General features: G+C 31.1%; 21 protein-coding genes and 1 other RNA gene. 8 read left to right on the top strand and 14 right to left on the bottom strand.

Annotated features, from left to right (window positions below):
- Positions 1–50 precede the first annotated feature (50 nt).
- Positions 51–224 (top strand): Lacal_2735 family protein, encoded by a 174-nt coding sequence (locus NMK29_RS03210; protein ID WP_108801552.1) that lies wholly within the window; start codon positions 51–53, stop codon positions 222–224.
- 17 nt (positions 225–241) lie between these two features.
- Here the strand turns inward: NMK29_RS03210 and NMK29_RS03205 are convergent, their stop codons facing one another.
- The 4 genes from NMK29_RS03205 to NMK29_RS03190 form a co-directional block, all read right to left on the bottom strand.
- Positions 242–1027 (bottom strand): alpha/beta fold hydrolase, encoded by a 786-nt coding sequence (locus NMK29_RS03205; RefSeq protein ID WP_108801551.1) that lies wholly within the window; start codon positions 1025–1027, stop codon positions 242–244.
- Between the two features lie 81 nt (positions 1028–1108).
- Complete coding sequence (locus NMK29_RS03200; protein ID WP_108801550.1) at positions 1109–1897, bottom strand: ABC transporter substrate-binding protein; 789 nt, start codon at positions 1895–1897, stop codon at positions 1109–1111.
- A gap of 297 nt (positions 1898–2194) precedes the next feature.
- Positions 2195–3016, bottom strand: coding sequence for an orotidine-5'-phosphate decarboxylase (gene pyrF, locus NMK29_RS03195; RefSeq protein WP_108801549.1), 822 nt, complete (start codon positions 3014–3016; stop codon positions 2195–2197).
- A 26-nt stretch (positions 3017–3042) separates the two neighbouring features.
- Positions 3043–4251 (bottom strand): NAD(P)-dependent oxidoreductase, encoded by a 1209-nt coding sequence (locus NMK29_RS03190; RefSeq protein WP_108801802.1) that lies wholly within the window; start codon positions 4249–4251, stop codon positions 3043–3045.
- Between the two features lie 142 nt (positions 4252–4393).
- Here NMK29_RS03190 and ssrA point away from each other — a divergent pair.
- Positions 4394–4791: a transfer-messenger RNA gene (gene ssrA / locus NMK29_RS03185) on the top strand.
- Positions 4792–4982: 191 nt separating this feature from the next.
- Here the strand turns inward: ssrA and NMK29_RS03180 are convergent.
- The 4 genes from NMK29_RS03180 to NMK29_RS03165 are packed head-to-tail and all read right to left on the bottom strand — an operon-like array spanning position 4983 to position 10597.
- Positions 4983–6308 (bottom strand): hypothetical protein, encoded by a 1326-nt coding sequence (locus NMK29_RS03180; RefSeq protein ID WP_108801548.1) that lies wholly within the window; start codon positions 6306–6308, stop codon positions 4983–4985.
- A 50-nt stretch (positions 6309–6358) separates the two neighbouring features.
- Positions 6359–7189, bottom strand: coding sequence for a hypothetical protein (locus NMK29_RS03175; RefSeq protein WP_159092060.1), 831 nt, complete (start codon positions 7187–7189; stop codon positions 6359–6361).
- Positions 7179–8582: a restriction endonuclease subunit S gene (locus NMK29_RS03170; RefSeq protein ID WP_108801546.1), complete on the bottom strand. Its 1404-nt coding sequence runs from the start codon at positions 8580–8582 to the stop codon at positions 7179–7181. Before NMK29_RS03170 ends, NMK29_RS03175 begins: the two co-directional genes overlap by 11 nt.
- A gap of 29 nt (positions 8583–8611) precedes the next feature.
- Positions 8612–10597, bottom strand: a complete 1986-nt coding sequence (locus NMK29_RS03165) for an N-6 DNA methylase (protein WP_108801545.1) — start codon at positions 10595–10597, stop codon at positions 8612–8614.
- A 228-nt stretch (positions 10598–10825) separates the two neighbouring features.
- On the opposite strand from NMK29_RS03165, the gene tssD reads away from it, so the two are divergent.
- The 3 genes from tssD to NMK29_RS03150 are packed head-to-tail and all read left to right on the top strand — an operon-like array spanning position 10826 to position 13319.
- Positions 10826–11515, top strand: coding sequence for a type VI secretion system tube protein TssD (tssD, locus tag NMK29_RS03160; RefSeq protein ID WP_108801544.1), 690 nt, complete (start codon positions 10826–10828; stop codon positions 11513–11515).
- On the top strand, positions 11515–12858 hold the full coding sequence (locus tag NMK29_RS03155; protein ID WP_108801543.1) for a hypothetical protein: 1344 nt from the start codon (positions 11515–11517) through the stop codon (positions 12856–12858). Before tssD ends, NMK29_RS03155 begins: the two co-directional genes overlap by 1 nt.
- Positions 12859–12866: 8 nt before the next feature.
- Complete coding sequence (locus NMK29_RS03150) at positions 12867–13319, top strand: hypothetical protein (protein ID WP_108801542.1); 453 nt, start codon at positions 12867–12869, stop codon at positions 13317–13319.
- A 43-nt stretch (positions 13320–13362) separates the two neighbouring features.
- On the opposite strand, the gene NMK29_RS03145 is transcribed toward NMK29_RS03150, so the two are convergent.
- The 6 genes from NMK29_RS03145 to NMK29_RS03120 all read right to left on the bottom strand — a co-directional run bounded on the left by NMK29_RS03145 (position 13363) and on the right by NMK29_RS03120 (position 19557).
- A complete protein-coding gene (locus tag NMK29_RS03145) occupies positions 13363–14382 on the bottom strand; it encodes a protein rep (RefSeq protein ID WP_108801541.1) in 1020 nt (339 codons plus the stop codon).
- A gap of 42 nt (positions 14383–14424) precedes the next feature.
- Positions 14425–14700: a helix-turn-helix domain-containing protein gene (locus NMK29_RS03140; RefSeq protein ID WP_159092059.1), complete on the bottom strand. Its 276-nt coding sequence runs from the start codon at positions 14698–14700 to the stop codon at positions 14425–14427.
- An 81-nt stretch (positions 14701–14781) separates the two neighbouring features.
- Entirely contained in the window at positions 14782–15831 is a 1050-nt protein-coding gene (locus NMK29_RS03135; RefSeq protein WP_108801539.1) for a hypothetical protein, read from the bottom strand.
- Positions 15832–17091, bottom strand: a complete 1260-nt coding sequence (locus NMK29_RS03130) for a tyrosine-type recombinase/integrase (protein WP_108801538.1) — start codon at positions 17089–17091, stop codon at positions 15832–15834.
- Positions 17092–17446: 355 nt separating this feature from the next.
- The gene (locus tag NMK29_RS03125) at positions 17447–18793 is read right to left on the bottom strand and encodes a hypothetical protein (protein ID WP_108801537.1); all 1347 of its coding nucleotides are present in this window, start codon (positions 18791–18793) and stop codon (positions 17447–17449) included.
- 401 nt (positions 18794–19194) lie between these two features.
- Positions 19195–19557: a T9SS type A sorting domain-containing protein gene (locus NMK29_RS03120; RefSeq protein WP_108801536.1), complete on the bottom strand. Its 363-nt coding sequence runs from the start codon at positions 19555–19557 to the stop codon at positions 19195–19197.
- Between the two features lie 726 nt (positions 19558–20283).
- Between NMK29_RS03120 and NMK29_RS03115 the strand changes: the two genes are divergently transcribed.
- The 3 genes from NMK29_RS03115 to NMK29_RS03105 all read left to right on the top strand — a co-directional run bounded on the left by NMK29_RS03115 (position 20284) and on the right by NMK29_RS03105 (position 24503).
- Positions 20284–20943, top strand: a complete 660-nt coding sequence (locus NMK29_RS03115; RefSeq protein WP_108801535.1) for a response regulator transcription factor — start codon at positions 20284–20286, stop codon at positions 20941–20943.
- Positions 20944–21084: 141 nt separating this feature from the next.
- A complete protein-coding gene (locus NMK29_RS03110) occupies positions 21085–23517 on the top strand; it encodes a peptidoglycan DD-metalloendopeptidase family protein (protein ID WP_108801534.1) in 2433 nt (810 codons plus the stop codon).
- Between the two features lie 110 nt (positions 23518–23627).
- Positions 23628–24503, top strand: coding sequence for a PD40 domain-containing protein (locus NMK29_RS03105; RefSeq protein ID WP_108801533.1), 876 nt, complete (start codon positions 23628–23630; stop codon positions 24501–24503).
- The last annotated feature ends 3 nt before the right edge of the window (positions 24504–24506 follow it).

Here is a 24506-nt window from a genome sequence, read left to right as displayed (position 1 = left end):
CATTTAGAATCCTAGCTAATACTTTTGTAAAAAAGAAAAAGAGAGAGTATATGTTCTATTGGACTAAAGACAAATCTAATCTTGATAAACTACAAAAACGATATTGTAGGCTAATGAAAAACGCGTATAATCTAGCGATTAAGAATAAAGAAAAAAGTGATCTTTTACACGAGGAAGCAAGCAAACTTTTAATCGAAATTAAAAAACTACAGCATCAGTCATAAGATGGATGTATTTGATATTATAGAGAGAACCGATTCAAAAAGGATAAAGATTCTTCATTAAAAATCTCTGGTTGCTCTACATTTACAACATGTCCAGAGTTCTTAACCACAAAGAGATTAGAAAATTCATGTAAAGAAACTATTTTTTCTATAGATGGTAAAAACAGGTAATCTTCTTCTCCCATTACATAAAGTGTAGGTATTTTTATATCCTTATCTCTAAAAAAACGTAGTAAAGGATTTATCTCAGAAGTCAGCCGAAACCAACGAATAAACTCTTTTTGATACAACTTTTTAGCTTCGTTTGCAAATAATAATCTCGATTGCTTATGATTCTTTTTAGGCATTATAATAAATGCAAAAAACTTATACAAAAACATATATGGAATCACAGATTTAAACACAACTCCCAATTTCATCAGAACCTGAGATCTAAAGTTTAATTTCATGATTGCACCTCCCATAATCATACTATCCACTCGATCCGGATATTTCTCTGCAAGATTTCTGATTAAAATGGTACCTAGCGAGATTCCTATAAAATGAGACGATCCTATCTGTTCATGGTCTATAACTTCTAGAATATCATCTGTTATAAAATCAAAAGTGTATTTAAAGTTAAAAGCATCTTTAATTGCTGGTTTAGATTTACCATGACCTCTTAAGTCCAATAATAGCACGTTATAATGCTTTCTAAACTCTCTAACCTGTTTGAACCATATAGAAGAGCTTCCGCCTGCTCCGTGAACAAAGGTCACCCATTTGGTATTATCTGGATGGCGATATATAGAATAATTAAGCATAGACTGATTGATGACGTAAAGATAACTACTTCTTATACAGTATAAGAAGGATTAACAGTATTTAATGTATTGTTCAATGTATTAGTTTTCATGAAGTGATCTAAAATAAGTAAATGCTTTAGCCAATCGAGACCCATGCCAAGAAAAATATTCCCCATCTACCAAAAGTGTTTTAACCTCATGCACTAACTTAGTCATTTCTTCCTGGTGTTCTTCAGAAAAAGGAAAAGGCTCTGATGACAACAAGATAAAATCAAGATTAGATAAGGCGGCTAGATCTTCTTCTGGAATATTAGGATATCGTTCTTGATTACCGAATACATTTATAAAACCATTTATCTCCAATAAATGATGAATAAATGTTCCTTTTCCGGCCACCATCCAAGGTTTTCTCCAAATAAAATAGGCAACCTTCTTTTTTGGTTTGTTTTGTATAAATTCAGAAAACTCTTTTGCCTCTAGTTTAATTTTATCCGTAAGTTTTTTTGCATTATCCCTTCTGTCAAAAATTTCGCCATATTGACTGATTAACTCCAGTGACTCTGCTATGGTAGCAATGTCTGAAACATGTACAGAATAATTTTGTTCCAATGTTTCGACAATCTCTTTGGTGTTTTCTTCTTTATTACATAAAATGATATCTGGATTCAATTCTTTGATTCTTTGTAAGTGTATATTTTTTGTTCCTCCGACGACAACCTTTTCCTTTCTTATAGTATCTGGATGTACACAGAACTTAGTAACCCCAACAATAAAATCAGACAAACCTAAATCAACCAAAAGCTCTGTCTGAGAAGGCACCAATGATATTATTCTTACAGGAGTAGAAACTAAGGTGATTTTTCTATCTAATTGATCTATATAAATCATACTTTAACTGAGACTAGCTACAATACTAAAAAAAACACAACCACCTAAAAATTAACTATTTAAAATTAATATTCTCTAAAAAAAACCGTATCTTATAAGAAGAAATATTAATTTAAAATTTTGGGGCTATGAATTCAATATTACTTAACATTATTATCTATGCTTGTTTAGCGTTTTTTGTAATTTTCATCACGTATGGGCTTATAGGATATGCAAAACAAGTATTTAAAGCCAATAGACGCTAGTTTTTAATTTTAAAAACTACAGCAAAAGGAGATTACAGGTAATCTCCTTTTGTTATTTTCTTGCATCTAATATTTCTTCCATTTGTAACTGAAGCTCTTTTGCTTTTTCGCCAGCAACGGTATCAAAATCCAATCCATCAGAAGCATAGATGATTCCTCTAGATGAATTAATTAATAGACCAATCTGATCATTTATACCATATTTACATACATCTTGTAGATTTCCACCTTGCGCTCCAACTCCAGGAACTAATAAAAAACTATCAGGAATAATCTTTCTTATATCCGCCAGGTATTCTGCTTTTGTAGCTCCTACCACATACATCAAGTTATCTGCGTTTTTCCAGCCTTTAGAAGTCTCTAATACTTGCTTATACAATTCTGTCCCATCAACCATTTTAGTCTGAAAATCAAAAGCTCCTTGGTTAGAAGTCAGCGCAAGCATAATCGTATGTTTGTCTTCAAAAGCCAAAAAGGGCTCTATAGAATCCTTACCCATATAAGGAGCTACGGTTATAGAATCAAACTCTAAATCTTCAAAAAATGCTTTGGCATACATAGAACTTGTATTACCAATATCACCTCTTTTAGCATCCGCTATTGTAAACACCTCAGGATGATTCGTATTTAAATATTGGATAGTTTTTTCTAAAGACTTCCAACCTTTTAGACCATAAGCTTCATAAAAAGCTATGTTCGGTTTATACGCAACTGCTAGATGATGCGTAGCATCAATGATTTTTTTATTGAATTCGAAAATAGGATCTTCTGTCTCTAATATATGTTTTGGTACTTTGTTAAGATCCACATCTAGACCTACACATAGAAAGGATTTCTTTTTCCAAATTTGATCAACAAGTTGCTTAGTCGTCATTCTTCGTATAATTTGCGTTATATAAACTATTCTTTTCCATCAACATAATCCTGTAAGTAATTATATCGATCCGTAAGCTTACCAGATTGAGTCATTCTCGCTCTTTCTAATACTCCATCAATATCATTATTAAAAAAAGCTGGTATTACGTGTTCCATAAACATAGTTCCAAAACCTTCACTCGCATCTTTTGGCAACTCGCAAGGTAAATTATCCACTGCCATTACTACAATAGCTTCTGGATCTTTAAAATCTACTTCTTCTTCCTTATGAGGATGATATCCATAAATTGGATCTGCTATGGTAGATGATCTTATGGTAGTAGCGACAGGGCCATCAATATCACAAGAAATATCAGCAACTACACTGATGTTAAAATCTGTTGATTTTGCATCCTCTCTAGTATAAATATAAGGCGCACCATCACCAAAAAAATGTCCTGCCATATACAGATCACTTACTTTAGCAAATTTCATGAAATCACTATCATACTCCTCTGGATTATTATAAAAATCACTTTTATCTAATAGCTGACCGTCTTTTCGTTTGTTATAATCTAATACATCAATCTGGGTATATACAGCTTCATCAAATACAGTATTCAGATATTCATCAACAGAAACTTCTTTAATTCGCATTGCATCTAAAATTTCTTTAGCTCCACTTCCTACTTTACCATTTCCTGTTAGAACAATTTTAATACTTGGTAGATTAATTTTGGACAACTCAGTTTCCAACGCTTTTTGATCTGGTAGAGTTTCTGCTTTAGGAAGTATAAAACTTTCGTTTTTCAATCCAAATGCTCTAAAACCATTATACGCGCCGACAATACCGGCATATTTTCCAAAACCTATCAGTCTCCACCCTTTTTGATTTACGATAACCTCGTGATCATATAATTCTATGTTCTTATCTAAAATCGCTTTTAGCAATTTTCTATTATAAGGTTGTTTTTTTATCGTATGCGAAAAGAAAAAGTATTTTTTATTCGGAATCAAGGCATCAATAGGAACTTCTTTTACACCTAATAATACATCACAGTCATTAATATCATCAGTAACTGCTACGCCTACATTTTTATATGAAGCATCATCAAAAATTCTAATATCAGAGCTTTCTACCTTAAAAGATGCTTCAGGAAACTTAGACATCGTGTCACTAATCCCTTTGGGAGAAAAGACTACCCGACGATCTGGCGGGTTTTTACGCTCTTTAATTATTCCGAATGTAGTCATATAGGTTTGGTATGTATTTTGTTTATTTAAAAGCGCGGCTAAGATATGACAAATATGATTATCTTTGCCAACCATTTTGGTATTCTAACTAGGGTAATTTATGTCAAATTAACTTTAAATGAATACCAATTACATAAATATCGGGGTCGACTGGTTTTGACAGCGAGATTAATAGAGTGGTAAGCACGTCGAGCGCTGAGATACAGCTCGTAAATATCATATTTCACCTTTTTTAAACGGCGAGAATAACTACGCCCTAGCTGCATAATCCGAATTATAGTAGGATAGTGCCTCGGTCTACTAGGTAGACAAGCAGGATACTCTTCAGAAGCCTTGGTTTATGGCGTTTGGTTTTGAGTATCGTAAAAATAAACCTAGAAACTATAGGATCTTGATATAGTTTCGAAATCAATTGAGAATAAGGGGTGCGTTGGCGGTTTTTGGCCGGCAATCCCACGAAAATCTAAACAAAAACTAAGCGTGTAGAAAGCTATTGTATTACTTGTTTGGACGAGGGTTCGAATCCCTCCGACTCCACAAAAAACTCCCGAATCACTAATGATTACGGGAGTTTTAATTTTTAGTCGACAATTTGGTCGACAATTTTATTTTTTTAACCATGTGACAATAAAGATGTAAATCCCTCTTTCTCCGCAAAAACACTTGTAATCATTTGATTAACAAAGCTTTTTTTTAGTTGACAGAAACTCTAATTTTATTCAGTTATTTAATTAAATATCTTCAAATATTCCAATTATTTCCTTTTCACTAATAACTGAACCTAATTTTATAATATTTTCAATAATTTGACTTAGAGGAATATTATATCTTGTTTTATAAGCCAACAAATGAAGTAATGCATTTGAGGTCAACAACATAAATCTTTTTACATCTGTACTCCAAGTAATATCATTTATGAAAGTATCCAAATCAGATTTAAAACTATTACTTACGATAATAAACCCTATTCTTTTGTAACCATCCTTAGCCAAAATTGGTGAATAATTATTTATATATTCCCTAATAGCTCTATCATCAATTCCTAAATCATACCCATTTACATAAGCCTTAGCATCAACGATAAATGCTATATTCTCTTCTCTAAACCTTAGAATAGCATCTGCATTACGTCCAGTACCTTGCCCATATTCCTTAACTTCAAAATCCAATAATTTAAAAACTTCTGCAACATTCTTTTCAAACAAACTACCTCTCTCCGCTGAACTTTTAGTATCATCCTCTCCTAACTGAATTAAATTAGAAATCTTAGGTATTAAATAGTCTTCAATATTAAAGCTTGCTTTTATCAAATCAACATCTACCTTTTCAATAGCTTTAGCGGAACTTTGACTTTCTTTATTAGTATGGATAGTAGTATTTTGAGAAATGTTATTTTTTTTTAAATACAAATCCCAAAAACAATGTTCAATATCCCAATTATTGATTGGAGCACTTGTTTGTTTTATTAAATATGCTTTTATCTCTTCATTCAATAAATAAAATTGATTATAAATTTCTTTTTGAGTTTCCTTTTCATTCCATATGCCTATTTCCTTAAAAGCAGTTATCATTGAAGTAAATAATATTGCCCACTTTTCTGGATTGTGTATTTGCCAAAAATAAGACAAAAAGTATCCTATTGAAGATGGTTTAGGCACTTTACGTTTATCAGGCGCATCATTATAACCATCTTGTAATTCATTTTCTAACTTAGTAATTCGTTGTAAAGCATCATTTAAATCTTTTGGCTCAGTAATTATTGTTTTCAAAAGTTCTGTTAACTCATCTATATTATCGTTATAGGAATTAACAATTTGATTAAAAAACATTTGCCCTTTAACAGCTGTAAAACCCCAAAGGTTATTACGCTTATTATAACCATCTAAAGAAGTTTTAAAATCATAAACATTGCTTTTACCAATAATAAATGAGTTTATTATTTTTTTAATGTCTTCTATAGCATCTATGCGTTTTTTATCTATATTTTCATACTCATTATAGCTTTCATAGGTCGACCAAAGCTCCTTTATTTTTTGTTTTGTTTGGTTATTTAACATATTGATTGTCTTATATTTCTATTTTAGCTTATTCAAATACTTTTAACATATCACCTCAAACTATTCAATAGATATTTTAAACAGAAGTAAGCGTTCTTATATATTCTTTGATTTTGTTCGTTTGGTATTAATTCTCCATGAAATAGTACATTCCGTAATTGATACAAAATTTCAATTAAGGATTTGCAGACATAAATTGAATAGCAGTTTGGATTTGATAAGTCTCTTTTAAAATTATGAGCGTCACAAGGATAGTGATTCTGAGGTTCTCCTACTTGTGAAGGATGAAATTCAATCATATTTTTTATAATGATTGGTTTCAATTGACCATAATAATGTCTTATTTGAGCTTGTTGTGTAGCAGATAAATTACCAAAACCGTTATTGTTTGTTAAATGTGTTAAATCATAGTCAGTATGCGTATAATTAAAAACCGAAGAATTATTTGTCATTCTGTTTAAATTTATCCGAACGTTACTAACATCTCCTCTTACGTGAGTAACCCGTACAAAGTAACTAATCCGATTATAGTTTTCCGAAATTTGATTTATTGGATTTGTTTCTTTAATAATATCTTGAAACCAAATCCGTCCATTACTTCCTTGGACATCTGTATCTAAAAGTTCTTGGTGGAGAGAAGCCAAAAAGCTCCTGAACTCTAAACTTTCTTGTCCATTATTTTCCATTAGAGTATTAATTTTATTTCTAATGGTATTTCCGTTATTTTTAATGGAGTTTATTTTTTCTCTGTCAGTATTTAGTGCCGAATAATTTGCATTATACCACGCATTAAATGGTATCCAACATTTGATATAATGAGAGATATAATCAATATCAGATTGCTCAATCCATCTTCTTATGTTTTCTGTACTAACTGGCATAATCAGATATTTTTTCATTAATATACTTTAGAGCAATTTGTTCATTTTGCTCTATTGCCATTTCTACCGCCTTTTTAGTTACATTCAATAAGTATTCACTTTTTCTTTTATTTGAAAAACTTGATTCTATTAGCTCTGAAATTTGCTGTTGTATGTTTAACTGTATTTGGGGTATTGGGATATTTAAGAACTCATCTTTATTAATCGCAGTAAGAATAGTTCCTGAGCAATTCTGTTTTAAAATATTCTGCATTAATTCCGACTTGAATAACACTAATAATGTTTCAGAGTTAATTTTACTTGAGTTAATCACGTAAAACCCTGTGGAACATAATGAGTTATTATAATTCTCAGTAACCAAGGCGCACGAGTCTAGACTTCCTTCAATTGAGCTTATTATTAAATCACCTTTATTTACCAATCTTCTTGCTCTTGAGGGCAATTTATTACCTAAATCTATTGTACAACCGCTTATATCACCTGACTTGTCAATATTTGATAATTCTATATAATTATATTTTTTTTCATCAATAGGGTTATAATTGCTACCTTTTAAATTACACGAATCAGAAATTGAATCAAACCCATTATGATAATTAAAAATTAGCTTCAAATAATCATCATATTTTGGCTGATAATATTCTGCATCTAATCTTTTAGACATACCCAAACTTTCTGAAAAAGACTTTATATTAATAGGGGAATTACTCGGCTTAAAATTAAGCAACCCAATTTCTTTTGATAATACTTCATCAGCTTCGATATAGGAAATATCTGACTCTTGAAGGTGCTCAAAAGATTTATATGTCAGTTTTTCAATGATTACGTTAAACTCTTTGATAAATTTTGGTATTCTAAGTTGCCTGAATTTAGCTGGACTAAAATTAACTTGATTACCTGCCATTGAATATTTTTCAATTTCAATTCTACCATACTTAGAATTTAAATATGTTACGAGTGTACTAGCATTTATTAGGTGATTTTTAGGTCTAATTTTAAATAAATAAGAAGCATAAGCATAATTGTAATCCTTTGGAACAATAGCACTTTTACCAACATATTTATAATTTCCATTTGTACGACAAATCAATACATCATTTTTCAATAACCTTAATGAATCATAAGTGTTTTGATTAATTTTATTACAATATTTAGATGGCTTACTTATAAAACAACTTTTAAATTCATTTAACCGAAGTACAGGATACCCCTTGAACTCTTCATTTAATTCTTTAGATGTTCCATACTGCACAAAATCTATTATTTCTTCACCAGAAAAGGGTGAGTCTAAATCAAAAGATTTTGCGGTATAAAATTCAGGTTCTAATCGAATTAAATTCGTGTTTATAATTTTATTTAATTTAACTTCTTTGATTTCTAGCCCTTCTAACAAATCCCTATAACGGTTTTGACTAAAAGGGCTTAGGTCTTTCCCACAAAAGAAAGTTTTTCTTTTTTAGCAAATTCTACAAAAGCTTCTGCAATCCCATCTTGTGTTAAGTTGTCGTGATTAAATAAATCATGTTTTATTATTAAATGCTCATGGGTGTCTAATTTAGGGGTTCCATCGTCATTTTTTACGAAAATTTTATCCCCACTATTATCTTTACTTGGTTCTTGCATTGTTGCAAAGAAAATTGGATAGTCATCTACTTTAGGACATAATCTATCATCCCATTTTTGCACAAAAAGCACCGAAGTTTTAGTACCTGTATGCGGCTTAAAGACATTTCCATGTAAACCAACTACACCTAATATTCTACATTTTTCCGCCAAATAGTCTCGAATATTTTTATCAGAACTGTTATTAAACCTCCCCTGAGGTAACACAACAGCCATTCGTCCTCCTGAAGCTAGAAAATCTAAATTTCTTTCAATAAACAAAATATCTCTACCAACTTTGGTTTGATATTTACCATTTGGTTTCTTACCTAATTCATATTTTGCTAAAATTCTACTTTCTTTAATATCACCTGCAAATGGTGGATTTGCCATTAGAATATCAAATTTAAAATCTCGATTGCTCTTTTTATCTTTCCTTAATTTCTTTAGCTTCTTCCACCCTTCAAAATATGTATCTTGCCATTCTTCGTCTTCCGTTTTTTCTTCCCAACGTTCCCAATCTAGAGTATTTAAGTGAAGTACGTTAGTTTGTCCATCTCCAGCAATTAAATTTAAGGTTCTAGCTACACGAACTGCTTTTTCGTCAAAATCTATAGCAAAAACTTTATTTTGAACATAATCGGTACATTCGACAGGTTTTTCTTCAGTTGTAAATAAATGACTTTTAGGAATTTCTTTTTCTTTAAGAATTTGTTCCCATACGTGAAAAATGGAGTGAACGGGAAATCCACAACTTCCAGAAGCAGTATCAATTACTGTTTCATGTACTTGAGGGTTCATCATTTTTACACACATATCAATTACATAACGTGGTGTAAAATATTGCCCTTTTTCTCCTTTACTACTTTTGTTTATTAAATATTCAAATGCTTCATCTACAACATCTAAATTTGAATTAAATAGTTTGACATCTTGTAATGAAGAAACACAAACAGATAAGTGAGAAGGTGTAAGCATTATTTTTGAATCATCTGTAAAAACGCCTTCCCATTTTTCTCTTGCTTTGTCAAATATATCTTGAACTTTTTGCTTTAATTCAGTTTCAGTATCTCCATAATTTCTGAATTCTAAATGACGAGTTTTATTTCGTCCGCTTTCCATTTCATCATATAGTTTGGTAAAAATCAGCTTGAAAAGTTCTTCAAAAACATCTACTCCTGCATTAGCCAAAACTTCATCTTCCATTTCCAAAATCAAATCTTTCAACGATTTTTTTTCGGTTCTAAGCTTATCTTTTTCAACCAAATCAGTAATTGTCCAACGTTCAGTTAAAACGTCAGATAATTTTTCCGTTGCTTTTGGAATATTGGGAATATCTTCAAAATAATTTGGGTCTTTTCTGTTGTAAAAAGAAATTGATTCTCCATTACTCCAGACACCAATAGGTGCGCCAGTTGCATTGCAATAAGATTTTAATTGTTCTTTTCCGTCTTTTAATTTTGGTTTTTTTAACTCAACCATTATATAGACAGAACGAGTATTTTGTTTGTCAAAAACCACAATATCTGCTCGTTTTTTTTCACGTCCAAAACTTACAGAATATTCAATCTCCATTCTTTCAAATGGATAGCCATAATTTTCATTTAACACCGTAAGATATAGTTGTCTAACAGTTTCTTCAGGTGTTAGTTTTATCTTTTTTCTACGAACTAAACAATTTATGTAAGGAGTATCTTTTCCTCTTGTTTCCTCAATAAATACTTCACTTTCTAATCTGTCAATTTGCTCTTGCGAAAATTGGGTTAGTTTATAATTAGAGTCTCTTAAGATTTCGGTAAGTTTCATATAAATTTGCAAGTAATTAATATTAAATTTTTCTTTTATAAAAGAAAATAATCTTTCTTTATCATAATGCTAAAAATAGTATTTTAATAACAACTATAACAGTAATATTTTTTCCCCGACTTAGTATCCCATGTTTTTAGTTCATAAAAACAATAAATAGAAGGTTTTACCGTATACTTACATCACAGATATACTTTTATATTTGTATTTTTTTATACATAAGCATATATGAGTTTTACGGCAAAACTGCTCTTTGATGATAAAGAGATAAACATTCTTGATTTTTCCTATACTTTCAGACAAGAGAGTGATTATAATGGAAGCCCTTCTTCTAAACCTCAATTCACAGGATTATTTGTCGTAATAGAATCTACAAAAGATGCAGAGTTGTTAGAATGGATGGTAGATCCATTTATGTCTAAGCAACTAAAAATCCGTTTAGAACCAAGAGCCCTTAACGGTAAAGGAAGAACGCTCAATTTTATAGATGCTTGTTGTGTTGATTATGTGGAGCTATTTACTAGCGATAGTGAGAATCCAATGACTATTAATCTAAATATCACCTCAGCAGGAATGAAAGAAGGTTCTGCGGAGTTCTCAGAATATTGGAGGGTTACATATCCTAATACTACTCCCGTAGTTGAGAGCGACGCATCTGATAATGAACCTAGAGTTGTAGAATATTATATTACGGACACTAATAATAAAAGAATTGAAGAAACAGTAGTAGGAGAAACAATACTGTTAAATATTGATTCTAGGAATCTAATAGGTGAGAAATTAACCATTAACCTAGATGATCAAACTGTAGATTTCAAATACAATGGAAAAGTACTAGTTAATGATACTTTAACTGATTATGAAATAGGTGGTAACCTTGAAAAAATAGAGTTAGAAGTAATTAAGCAGCAAAATTAATGGGAACAAATACTTTTAAATTACAAGTCGCAGGGATTACTAAAACAACCAGTATCGAAGTTGTAGAGGATCTAAAATTTACAGTTCTATTTGAGCGTAAAGCTAATTACAAAGGTGAGTTTGGTTTTGATTGGATGAGAGATGATTACAGCGATGGTATTTCTCTTAATTATGAAGACTTAAAGAATGAATACAAAGAAACTCAAATTAATGATCAAGATTACTTTATTCCATATTTGAGTATGTTTCCTAATCAGGATGGAGTTATACTAAATTTAAAGTTAGATATTATAGAAGGTAAAGCCCGAAAGGATGATGTGATTAAGTTACCAACCATAGACGGTATAAAATTTGATCCTGATGAGGTATCAATAAAAGATTTAGTAAAAGAACAGAAAGCTTTGGAAAAAGAGAAAGCAAAAGGTTTTGATGGAGATGTTTCATCGATAGATAGAACCGAAATTAAAGTAATTTGCGAGAATGCTTTAAGTCAAGATGTAAGTATTGAATTACTGGATAAAAACGATAGTCCTGTTGGTGAAATTATTGTGGTAAAGAATGATGAGGTCTTTGATGTTGATGTCAAATTTGTTATAGTTAATAGTGATGAAACAAGATCTTTAAATTATTTGAAGAAAAAATTTAATCGAAGTATATCAGATATTGAAACTCACTTAGAAAATAACTCATTAAATCAAGCTCTTATAAAGCCAAATATCATCGAAAAGGAATTTGATAATCTGGAGTTTATCAATTTAAATGATTTACCGGATGAGATGTTTAATTCTAATAGAACTAAAATAAATAGTAAAGGTAGAGACGAATTAAAGGAAAGATGTAATTTAGGTGATAATTTTAAAGGTTTAGTCGTTTTTTATTTAGGAGTAGAACACGTAGATAGTAAAGCAGGAGATGCGCAAAGTTTACCGTTAAATGATCAATTTGTTTATTTATACCTAAGTTCAGCATTAGAAACTGATCTATCACATGAAATAGGTCACGCATTAGGTTTACAACATACATTTGTAGAAAGTTCAGATTATGTAACTAGGATGAATAATAGTAAACAGTTTTATCAAGATCAATTAGATAAGAATAGTGGATATTTAAATGATTCGAGATATAATCAAACACAAGTGAGTGATAATATTGAAAAGCTAAATAATAGAATTACTAAAATTGACAACAACATTCGAGATTATAAAAAAGTGGAAGAAAACAATAGATTTAAATTCGAACAGTCAAAAACTACTAATCTTATGGATTACGAAAATAACCATAAAGATTTTTTCCATTGGCAATGGAAGATTATGCAGAAGGAAGTAATAAAATATTATAACTAGAATCAGATATGAAAACATTATTTTATTTATTCATAACGTTCTTATTACTAAACTCGTGCAAAACAAAAACTACAATCGATCCACCGCCTATAGTAGAAGCTGAGGAAGTAATAAAAATTGAGGATAGTTACAAACCTATTGGAAATGATTTCATTTATGGCAAGGTGATTCATAATGATTCTACAACAACGGATTTAGTAGCTATTAAATTAAATATTAATGATTCTGTTTGTGTTAATTCGTACGGGAATTTCGATGGAGATTTTTCCTTCAGATATGATAAAAATATGATCAACAAAAGTAGTAATCTTGAATTTGTGTTCCGTGATTATGCGATAAAAAGAATTTCTTTTGTTGATTTCTTAAAAAACAAAACAGTTGAACTAGATAAAAATGGTGACTTAGTGAAATATGATCAATATAGAACCTTCTATGAAGCTATAAGAGCCTGTACAAGATAAATTTATAGACACCTTAAACCAACCAGCAGCGTTGTAATAAATTTTAGCTAATTGAATTATTAATATTATTCGTCAGCAGAGCTGATAAATGTGATGGCATCTCATACCCGCTTAAAAGCTCTCCTGTTGCTAAATTTTCCCAATCACAGGTTTTTGAATTATATTCCCATTCGTTGTAGTTACTAAGCAACTTTGCAGAGAATTTTTGTTTTGTAGTTTTCTTTGGTAAGTTAAAACCAAATCGATCAAAAATACGTTTGCCCTTCATTGCAGTTAGTATTGTATCTAAAGCTTTGATATAGATTTTTGTAGTACTTGTTTCTTTTTCTCTTTTCTTTAAATCTGGTTCTGTAAATATTTTACTACCATATTTTATGATCTCGACAAGCCCCCTTTCGAGATTAGTGATTTTCTTGATTTTTTGTCCCCCTCTATTGGTGTATTTTGGAGTCCATAATTTTAACCATTCGGCTAATAAAACCTCAGCAGTATATTTGTCCTTAGTGATTATATGGAAGTGCGGATTATATGTTTTCTTTTTGGGATTGAAATTGCATTCTAACGAACGAACTCCAACAAGTTTTTTACCTTTCCCTCTTTGGTATCTTTTACGGTGTTTTTCTGTTATTCTCTGTATTCCTTGTATCAATTTCTTTATATATCTCGGTAAATTGTATGCATTACAGGCTTTCACAGTTAGAGTAAGAAAATATGGTTCTTTCCATTCTCTCATTACTGGATAATATTTATTGATCATCTCAGCCTTTCGAATACTACAACACAAAGTACAAAAGCGGTTTTTACAATACTTGCCGTATAATCTCCTATCCGCTGTAACAATGTTTTGCTGACAGTAATAGGTATTCCAATAAGATTTCTCCAATTCTGGCTCTCCATTTTCTTGTGCTACTTCTATTAATCGCAACATCATTATTTGCGTGATCGTTTTTCGTTTTGCCCTACCTTTTAACGCATCTTTTTTGTTGAGGTCGGAACCTTCTCCATTAACAATAATGCTATTCTGTCCTGTTTTGTTTGTCCTACTTTCTGCTAATGTATACATACTACCTATTTCAAAAATTATAAAACCCAATAAACAAAGGGGTTAAGTTCTTTTATACTTAAGTGACTTAACCTCTGTTAATGCATTATCTAAATCGGCTCTTTTGATTAATAGTATTCTACCTACTTTTTGTGCAGACAACGTCCCCCGTTTTATGTAATTATGTACGGATTGCTCAGAGACTTTTAGAAGTTCTGCAGTTTCTTTTACGGTAAGGTTTTCAGGTTTTCTCTCTTCTACAGGCTTATGTTTTATGTCTAATAGAAGGCTTTCAATGTTTGATAATCTTTCACTAATTATCTTAAATGGATTGTCCATAACTTCTGCATTTTTGTTATACAGCCACAAGGTAATCCAGCTTTTATGAGGTAACTATAATGTAACTGTTACCTCTTATAGTTACTTATTCTTAGTTTGTGCCAATTTTAGTTCTGAAAGTGCCAATTTCTTTGCTTTAGGAAAATCTGCAAGCATTGTATGTGCTACGTAACTAATATTGGAAACTTGGTTATTTGCAATTCTATTTGTTTTATGATTACTGATAAAATTATATTTGATTTGAAAGTATTTAGGAGTAGTGATAATACCCTCCTTCTCTAACCATTCTTCAATAGCAGTCAATTTACCAATAGGGTGGTTCTCGAAATATGGATGTTCTCCTACAGCTTGTAGATAATGAATGTAGAGCGCATATTTTGGAATTGAGATTTTTTTATCGGGTGCATTTTGTTCCTTTATTTTTACATCTGCATTATTCTCTTTTTCCTGTAAAAAAAGTTTTTCTTTATAGAATCTTTGTTTCTTCTCAAAAAATTCTTTTTGTAGTTCTATGTAATTTTCATCCTCTCTCTGAAGTACCTTATTTTCCATCTCCTGTTCATTCAAAGAATCTAAAGAGTTGTTTATTATCTCTAAGCTTTTCAAAACTCTAGAGTTCCGAAACAACTGAGACAGTGATTTAAAATTGGCATCTAATGCATAACGAGATAACTTTTCCAAATCAATAAACATAACCCCTCTACCTTTGACAAAATTTAAACAATTGAAAAAATTAATTGTCAACCTTTGCAATTCATACTTATTATCATAAATATGTTTATGCCTCAAAACTATGTTTACAAACTCTGTTCCTACCATCGTAAAAGTCCCTTTCATTTGTAGGTAATATTTTGTGCAAGCCTTATAGCTTTCATCTTTGGTTTCACCTTTACAATGTTTGCAATTTTCTCTTATATTTTCTGGCAAAGCATCTTTCATGCATTCCATGACAGCGTTATTCGCTATTTCAAAATTCTTTTCTTCAACCAAAAATTCTTTAAGGTAGTCGATATACGTTTTTTCTCCCCAAATACTATTCAAATATTCTACAGTTTCATCACTTAATTGGATAGAAGTTATTTGCGCCCCTTCTTCCAACTTAATCTCCAATCCAAATTCTTTCCTCTTCATCTAATTCACTTTTTTTAATAAACCAATATCCATGTTAAAAACATCTTTCACAGCTTCGGCTTTAGAATCATCATCCACCTGATAATACTGATTTAATGTTTTCATATCTCTATGACCAGTTATAGACGCTATTAATTTGTCAGACAGCCCTTCTTTTTTCATCATTGTAATAAATGTACGTCTAGCGGTATGCGTTGATATCCTTTCATAAAAAGGCATCTTTTCTCTTATATTTTCCTTTCCTTTGGTTGTGGTTTTAATAACCTCATCTATATAACCAGCTTCTTTGAACACTTCCTTTATGTACTCATTTTGTTTCTGATTTGCAATCAATGGTAACTTATAATTGTATTTACGAAGAATATGTAATGACACTTCATTCAATGGTATTGTACGAGACTCTTTCTCGGTTTCTTTTTCTTCTTTTAGAACAATAGAGTTATTTCGTATATCTTCTTTTTTGAATAATCTTAATTCTCCAAATCTCATCCCAGTAACACAAGAAAAGACAAATACATCCCTGACTTTCCCCAGTCGTTCATTTTTGAAATTATAATGCATTAGATTCTGTAAATCTACTTTGGACAATGCTATTTGTTGAGTAATTACTTTCTTTTTCTTCTCAAAACTCAGAAATGCATTATTATATGTGTACCCTTTCTTCAAAGCCCAAAACATAAAGGTTTTGAACAATCCCAGATTTCGAGAATAGGTATTATTAATATGGCCTCGAACATTCATACAATAATCTGTAAAATCAGCATGAAAAACCTCATTTATATTGCTAAACGTAAGTGTATACTTTGACTGTTTCTCAAAGTCCTGTAATATGTTTTTGATATTCTTATATCTCTTAATAGTAGATGAAGACCATTCTTGCATTTTGATCTTATAATCCATAAACTCATCAAATGCATCATAAAATGTATTTTTGCCAGTTGGTGCTTTTTTGAAAATGATATCAAACTCCCGCTTTAAGATCTGCGAAGTAAAATCTTCTCCCATCGCTTTGCACCTATTATGAATTAACTCAAAGGCTTTTGGGTATCGATTCAGTTGTAGTTTAATAATGCTACTACTTGCAGCTTTATACTTACCTTTTAGAATAGGTTGTTTATTCTCTTGATCCCAATTTATTGGTTTTATCTTCTCGCCTGTAGAATACAAAAACTTCTTCCCTTCGCTTTTAAAGTAACACGAAAAAATAATTAGCGTTTCCTTTTCAGATTTTGGACGTTTTAAAAAGAATGTTGAGGTCATTGATTGAATATTATAGTCGACAATCTGGTCGACAATTATGTTATATTTAGATACTATTCTAAGCTATAACAAAAATAAACAATCACTGTACTTATATGGTTAACAGCTTGATATACTTATAAACTGTTATTAACAAACTGCTAAAAGTTCGATAGCCTCCGACTCCACTTCAATCCCGCCAAATGGCGGGATTTTGAGTATCCGGGGGATTCACATCGCGGCAAGCCCGCCTCTTCGCTAAAATCATCCACAAGATAATTGCTTAACGCTCGATCGTCTCCACACCAAGTTGTAAATCCCTAAGGAATTTACAATGTAGGCGAGAAAAAACAATTATTTGTAACTATTGTTAACTCTAGTTATTTATTAATTCCGTTTCTGTTTGTACAATTTTCGGCGTTGGTCTTGTCCAAGTGCTTACATATTGAACAATTCCTTCATAATATTCTAAAACCATATTATCAATCAGAACTATAAATTTTTTAACGCTTGCAAATCCTGCTCCAAATCCTCTATTCAAAGTAATTTTAAAACCTTGAATTTCCTTGTCTTTAGTTAATTCAATAAGCTCATCAAATTCTGATAATTTGACTTTTATGTTAGCTTTAGCATATTTTATGTCTGCTTCGATTATTAGTTCCTTTTCTAATTTTGAAAATAAAGTATCATTTTTCTTTTTACAATTTTCTAGTTGCTTTCCAATCCAAGTAATTTTAGCTTTGTTTCCTCTATCTAAAGGCGGTGTCAACTTAACTGACATTGATACTATTCTCCTTTCGAATTCAACCATAAGTTTAATATCCGAAGCAGCATTTTTAATAACCAACTCTCCATTGATATAGTTGTCTTTTATAACTTTTTTTATATCGTTTTTTACGCTGTCTTTGTTTTTTGAAGAAGATTTTACCAAAACACCAAGTTTTCTACTTAAAAGTAAGGCCATATCTTTTTCTTCCTCATACCAACTTAAAACAGCTTCTTCTATAAAGTAATCGGATTGTTTTAGCGCTTTTTGTGCCCTAATACTTTCAGCAAGCTCTTTCCAACCTGCTTTCATTTGTATGAAACCAGAAATTCCAGATACTGAACTTTCAAAATAATGTAAAGCTTCTGACATTATCTCCACTTGGTCGTTATCCTGTATTCTTAAATCATTCTTAAAAAGTAGTAATCTTCCTTTTGTTATTAAATACGTCCAAGAAAAATGATATAATGAAATGTTTCTTGGAACTTTTGCTTTAACAGGCGAATGTGTCGAGTCAGCGACAAATTCGTTTGAAACAGTTACCAATTTATTAACCTTTAAACTTTTTGAAATAGACAAATAATCCTCAACTTGTTTCAGGTCAATTCCGTTGTTTTTATTCTTCATTTCGAAGAATACCGCATCCGTAATTATTCCTTTTGTCACAACGATAATTAATCCATCAATTCGAGATGAACTAATATCAGGAAAGCAAGTTTCTGTATAATAATATGCTTTACCAGCTCTACTTAATTTGATGCTTTTGAAAATTCCGTCTCTATATTCTTTAACTAACCTAATTGTTGACAAGAAAATTGACGTTAATGCCATTTCATCTCCAGTTTTCAATGTCGGAATTAATTTCGCTTGTTGTATTTTGATTTGACCACTTTGAACAAATAAGTCAAAATCAGTTTTTTTCAGTCCGACAAGTTTCGTTAGTTTTTTTTGAATCATTTCAGTCTTTTTGCTAGTTATGGTTAATTAGAGCTAACATGCGAGTATAGTGAACAAATGTGACTATATATCTCCAACATAAGATATATACTTACTTTTCATAATCATTTTATCCTAAAACGAAAATAACAAATTAATTTGGAATGACTATTTTTTCCCCATTCTATTCATTTCTTCCGATTCTTTTTAAACATCTTATTTTATGTTATTAATACTTTTCTTGCTCAGTAGTAAGCTTAAGAAGAATATTACAACCAAAACGTTCTTTAATCATTTCTAAGTTTATTCTAAATAGTTGATGTATTCCATAAAAAAACTCCCAAATCAATAATGATTATGGGAGTTTGTATTCATATTTTAGTATTACCTATAACACATTCTATAAAATGCATAGGCTCGCATTACTTTATGTCCACACCATCTTGTCCTTTATAAAATCTTTTTACAGCAGTATGGTTACCAACGTATATTCTAATCACATAGGTGCCTTCTAATAAGCCAGAGATATCAACTTCTCTATCTACATGAAGTTTTTTCTGAATTCTAATAAAACCAGAATCATCTATCACCTTGATTAACATAGGTTCTCTTACATCGGATATAATCGTAATGGACTGTTGGGCAGTCGTAGATTCTAGTTTAAAAGAAAATGTAGTATCATTAATAGTATCCAATCTATTGCTTACTAAATAATCATCACTGGCATTACCAGAGATACAAGCTATTAAAAACAGTAGGGTAAGTATAAGTAGTTTATTTCTCATATCTTATTTTCTTTTTAAGATACAGATTTTCAACAACTTAAACCGTTAACTATTTTATAAAAAATCTAAAAACATGGATTTTTAGAAAAGTTTATGTTTTGTTTAAAATATTCCGAATGATGCAACGAATAATACTCTAGTTAAAAGAATAGAAATAAAATTAGTAACAAGAAATATTGATACTAAAATAGAACTATTTTGTGCTATAAAGTTTGATTACAGGCATTTCTACTAATAAAATACAAGTAAAAAGTAATCAAAATCAATACATTCATCTATTTTTTAGTAAATATAGATCACTAGAACCGGTACGTAAAAACTTACAAATCTAAGCGGTAATGCTAAAAATTTGTTTTAACTAAAACCTACAGAAATACTAGGGTATTTGCTTTTGGAGATTGAATTAACACACTATCATTGTACTAATTAGGTATGTTATATCAACTCTTGTCTTTAGCTAAAAAACATATCATTATATCGAAAAGAAAGCTATCTCTCCTAAATCAATTAAAATATCAATTAACTTTATAAGGCTAACACAAAACCTCAAACTCATGAATATTACGAACCGCTACACCACATACTTGCACTACACGTATTTATTAGAAGATCATCAACCTAAGTAGCTTTTTTACAACAAACATAATACCCTAATTTCTCTCAATAATACATTCCACCCACCGAACCAGAATTATTATTGACATTTCATAACAAATCCCTAAGACTATGAAAGTATATAGTGTTGTTGTGGCCTATGATGATCCTTTAAAAAGGTTAGGCATCAAAGCCATGCTAGAAGCCCCAAAAGACATGAAATTTAATTTATATGAAGATATAAGTGATTTAGAAAACTTACGAAAAGTCATTGTTGACAGCCAACCTGATTTTATTGTTATTGATGCTACACTAAATTCTAATGATTCTGGAATTGAATTAGCAAAATATACTAAACGACACGCTTCTAAAACCAAGATTGTTATCATGACATTTACCCTAGAAGAGTGGTTGATAAAAGAATTAAAAAACTTAGAGATAAAGTGGATTCTATATAAGGCCGATACTGTAGAAAATCTAACTAAATGTGCAGGGCGAGCTATCCAAAACAAACCTTATGTAAGTAAACGATTTAGAGAATCTTGGTTTAAAGAAAAAGCAAATCCTATTCCCGAAGTTTCTGATAAATCATACCAACAATTATCAAAAACAGAAATTAAAATTTTAAATCAAGTAGCATTAGGCAAAACCAATAAAGAAATTGCATTTGATCTTTTTAAAAGCGAAAAAACTATTAAAAATCATCGCCAAAATATTTGCAAAAAGCTACAGATTGCAGGAAGTAATGCTCTTTTTAAATATACCATGAAATTAAAAGATGTGTATCATTAGATGGTTAGAGCGCAATAATCTTTAATAAAAAATTGAGTACTTGTGCCTATATTTTTCATTCATAGAGTTTTTAATTTTCCTACCGAAAACTAACGATACTGTTTATACCCAAAATAAACAAATCACACACAACTCTTAATTATGAAAAACACTACACTCAAAACTTTATTGATACTCTTATTTTATATAAACATATCAGAAGCTCAAGAACTTATTATAGAAAAAAACCGGCAACTATATTCTCAAAATATAAGTAACAGCGATACCGTAATATTAAATAAGAATAAGTCTTCTTTAGCCATCACCTCAGCAATGGATGTGATAGTATTGCAACCGCATAATATCTCGCGAGAACTAGATCTAACGGCTAACTTTGATTTTTTTCAGGGATTACAAAATCCTTTTAATCCTAATGTATGGATATATCTAGAGAGAGAACAAATTGGAGGAGCTTTTAAACTTCAAAAAATAGATCTTTCTAATAAAAAACAGGTTACTTTACAAAGTAAAACTAATAATGATCGAAAGGAAATAGCGCTAAAACCTATTGGCTGGACCAATGATGCTTCTAAAATCTTTGTAGAAGGGATTTACTTAGATGCAGCAGAAGAACACCAAGGGATTTTCATGTATGACATCCAAACAAATCATATCGAAAAACTTCCTATCTCCTTTAAGTACACCAGTACACCATTACTCTCTCCGCAGCGAGAATATTTTATCTTCTCTGGATCTACCGATAAAAAATTAGACTACCTCCATGGTACTTCTGATCTTATTTATAAATATGATATCAAACAACAAACAACTGAGACTATATATCGGTCAGAAGGAGATCAGGTTCAAATCTTAGGTTGGAATGTTAATTCTAAAACTAATAAAGAGCCTACCCATAATCAAAAATCTAATTTATCCTATTATTTACCTTGGGATTTTGGCAAAGAAAATTGTGTCTCTAGACACGGAACACCTGGCCCAACTGGTTCTCATAGTCCTGTAGGTCAATGTGGTTTTTTTACTCCAGGTGGCCATCACGGATATCACGCAATTGATTTTGCAACTTCTTTATCCGGAGATGATAACGTAAGAGCTTCTGCTGCTGGAACTGTTTCTTTTTCTGGAATAAGTGGAAGTTTATCTAGCGGTTATGGGAGATTGATTATCATAAGACATAGCGATGGAACCCGAACATATTATGCTCATAATAAAACACTATTAGTTAGTCAAGGGCAATCTGTACAAAAAGGACAAGTAATCGCTTTAGAAGGCACAACAGGTGGATCTACAGGAGATCATATTCATTTTGAGTGGAGAGCTGCTGGAGGAAACTCTCCTACTCCAGGTTCTTTTGTTGATGCAGGACAACCAAGACAAAATTATATTTATCGCTCTCAGAATACCTTTGGTTCGCAAGCAGACACAGAAGCTCCTACTACTTCTATAACAGCTAATGGAGGAACTACACAATCTGGTGATTTTACTGCCAATTATACCGACTCAGACAATATTGCGGTAACACGTCGATTTTATCAAGTTTTAGAAAAATACGGAAACAATTGGTACGCCAATAGAGGTAATGGTTTTTTTAATGACAACTTTAATGTTTTTTATTCTGGATACGTACAAGGAGATGGGGATTGGTCAATTAATAATAATCACCTACTTCAATCGAACACTACATCAGACAACACCAAATTAAATACATTCTTGTCTCAAAATTCAGGATTGCCGTATTTATATGAATTCTCTGCAAAAGTACTATCTACGAATGGTCCTAGAAAATTCGGAATTCACATCATGGCAGATTCTCCAGATCAAAGCCAAAGAGGAAATTCCTATTTAATATGGTTTAGCGGAGAGGATAACAAAGTTAGAGTATACGAAACCATAAATAACCAATTAAACTTTAGAGCTATTGATGATGTGCTACTAGACAATAAATGGGCGAACTACAAAATTACATACAGTCCTGGGTTTGGTGTTCTCGAAGTATTTAGAAATAACACTTCTATCTTAAAATGGACAGATCCATCACCAATCAAAAACGGAAGCACAATTTCTTTAAGAACAAATAAAACAAATATTGAATTCGATGACTTAAAGGTCTATAAGTTTAGAGCGGATAGTTCTACAGGGATTTCTGCAGGATCAGAAATAACTAAGGATATCCGAAGAAAAAATGGAAAAATAAAAAGTTTGGTTAGAGATGCCGCCGGAAATTGGTCTGCTGCTGGAAACCTAGATGTAACTATAAGTTCTCTAACAAGACAAAACCCAGAAATCATAAACGATACTTTTCTTAATAATGATACCATTAAAGCAAACGTATTTCCGAACCCCACAGATGGATCTGATGTAACAATTAGCTATCAATCCCTACAAAAATCCCAGGCATCTATATCCATAATTGATATAAAAGGTAGCATTCTAAAATCATTCATAGAATACACAGAAGAAGCAAAGAACACAACTATAGATCTAAGCAGTTATTTCGGATCGTTAAGAGATGGCACGTATTTTATAAAAATAAATGATGATAGAGGTTCTCAGGTGATCCCTATCATTAAAAAGTAAGTTTTTTGTAAGTGTGTAAAAAGGGTTCTACATATTTGGTTAGCAACTTGTCAGGGCCCTTTTTCTTGCAAAATCCTTCATAAAACATAAACTCAAAACACAAACTTCATATGAAACCTAACAAATTAATAATGTGCACAATCCTGTGCATCTTGTTCAGTACAATTATTAGATCACAAATGATCTCTAACAGTACACCAATAACTAAAGAGGGAGAATATAGCACTCCAATATGGTCCCCAGATGGTCAAAAAATATTGTTTACAGATCATCATAATGATGAATTATTCGTAATCGACCTTGTGCATGAAAATAAACTTACAAAAGTTAAACACGGTCAAGGAATAGGATATCTCGCTAACTGGTCTATAGATAGCGAAAGTGTAATTTTTAGAGAAAAACCTAAAGATGGTCTCTTTTCTGATATCACTGTAAAAAGTATAAATCTAAACACAAGAATCGAAAAAACCCTAACCAACGTACATCCCGATAACACGAATCTTTCTCTTAATAAGAAATCTAAAAAAAACCTCATCGTATATATCAATTTACAAACACTAAAATTAGAAGCAAAAGAAGGAATTGATGGCAAACCATGGGTAATAACCAAAGAAGCTGGTCAATATTACCATCCAATTGTTTCTCCTAATCAAAAGCAAGTAGTTGTTCATGAAGGACCAAACATGTATATATATTCAATCTACAAAACACAAAAAAGGACATCTCTTGGCTATGGATTAGCTAGTTCTTGGTTACCCGATAATAGTGGGGTCATCACATTTGAAGATAAAAGTATTGATGGACATACGATATCTGCATCAGAATTATTCTATATCTCTGCTACAACTGTTTCAAAAACTCAGTTAACAAATTCTAATGATATTATTGAAACATGGGGAGATGTATCCCCTGATGGCAAAAGAATCGCTTTCTCTGATGAAAAAACCGGAAGAATTTTTGTTGCAGACCTTAATCTTAAAAACTAGTCC

It is taken from the genome of Aquimarina sp. Aq107 (assembly GCF_943733665.1).
Lineage (GTDB): Bacteria > Bacteroidota > Bacteroidia > Flavobacteriales > Flavobacteriaceae > Aquimarina.
This window is presented reverse-complemented; position numbering and strand designations above follow the sequence as displayed.

Coding starts and splice junctions, on each gene's coding strand:
- NMK29_RS03210 (WP_108801552.1), top strand. CDS start 51: ATGTTCTATTGGACTAAAGACAAATCTAATCTTGATAAACTACAAAAA.
- NMK29_RS03205 (WP_108801551.1), bottom strand. CDS start 1,027: ATGCTTAATTATTCTATATATCGCCATCCAGATAATACCAAATGGGTG.
- NMK29_RS03200 (WP_108801550.1), bottom strand. CDS start 1,897: ATGATTTATATAGATCAATTAGATAGAAAAATCACCTTAGTTTCTACT.
- pyrF (WP_108801549.1), bottom strand. CDS start 3,016: ATGACGACTAAGCAACTTGTTGATCAAATTTGGAAAAAGAAATCCTTT.
- NMK29_RS03190 (WP_108801802.1), bottom strand. CDS start 4,251: ATGACTACATTCGGAATAATTAAAGAGCGTAAAAACCCGCCAGATCGT.
- NMK29_RS03180 (WP_108801548.1), bottom strand. CDS start 6,308: ATGTTAAATAACCAAACAAAACAAAAAATAAAGGAGCTTTGGTCGACC.
- NMK29_RS03175 (WP_159092060.1), bottom strand. CDS start 7,189: ATGCCAGTTAGTACAGAAAACATAAGAAGATGGATTGAGCAATCTGAT.
- NMK29_RS03165 (WP_108801545.1), bottom strand. CDS start 10,597: ATGAAACTTACCGAAATCTTAAGAGACTCTAATTATAAACTAACCCAA.
- tssD (WP_108801544.1), top strand. CDS start 10,826: ATGAGTTTTACGGCAAAACTGCTCTTTGATGATAAAGAGATAAACATT.
- NMK29_RS03155 (WP_108801543.1), top strand. CDS start 11,515: ATGGGAACAAATACTTTTAAATTACAAGTCGCAGGGATTACTAAAACA.
- NMK29_RS03150 (WP_108801542.1), top strand. CDS start 12,867: ATGAAAACATTATTTTATTTATTCATAACGTTCTTATTACTAAACTCG.
- NMK29_RS03145 (WP_108801541.1), bottom strand. CDS start 14,382: ATGTATACATTAGCAGAAAGTAGGACAAACAAAACAGGACAGAATAGC.
- NMK29_RS03140 (WP_159092059.1), bottom strand. CDS start 14,700: ATGGACAATCCATTTAAGATAATTAGTGAAAGATTATCAAACATTGAA.
- NMK29_RS03135 (WP_108801539.1), bottom strand. CDS start 15,831: ATGAAGAGGAAAGAATTTGGATTGGAGATTAAGTTGGAAGAAGGGGCG.
- NMK29_RS03130 (WP_108801538.1), bottom strand. CDS start 17,091: ATGACCTCAACATTCTTTTTAAAACGTCCAAAATCTGAAAAGGAAACG.
- NMK29_RS03125 (WP_108801537.1), bottom strand. CDS start 18,793: ATGATTCAAAAAAAACTAACGAAACTTGTCGGACTGAAAAAAACTGAT.
- NMK29_RS03120 (WP_108801536.1), bottom strand. CDS start 19,557: ATGAGAAATAAACTACTTATACTTACCCTACTGTTTTTAATAGCTTGT.
- NMK29_RS03115 (WP_108801535.1), top strand. CDS start 20,284: ATGAAAGTATATAGTGTTGTTGTGGCCTATGATGATCCTTTAAAAAGG.
- NMK29_RS03110 (WP_108801534.1), top strand. CDS start 21,085: ATGAAAAACACTACACTCAAAACTTTATTGATACTCTTATTTTATATA.
- NMK29_RS03105 (WP_108801533.1), top strand. CDS start 23,628: ATGAAACCTAACAAATTAATAATGTGCACAATCCTGTGCATCTTGTTC.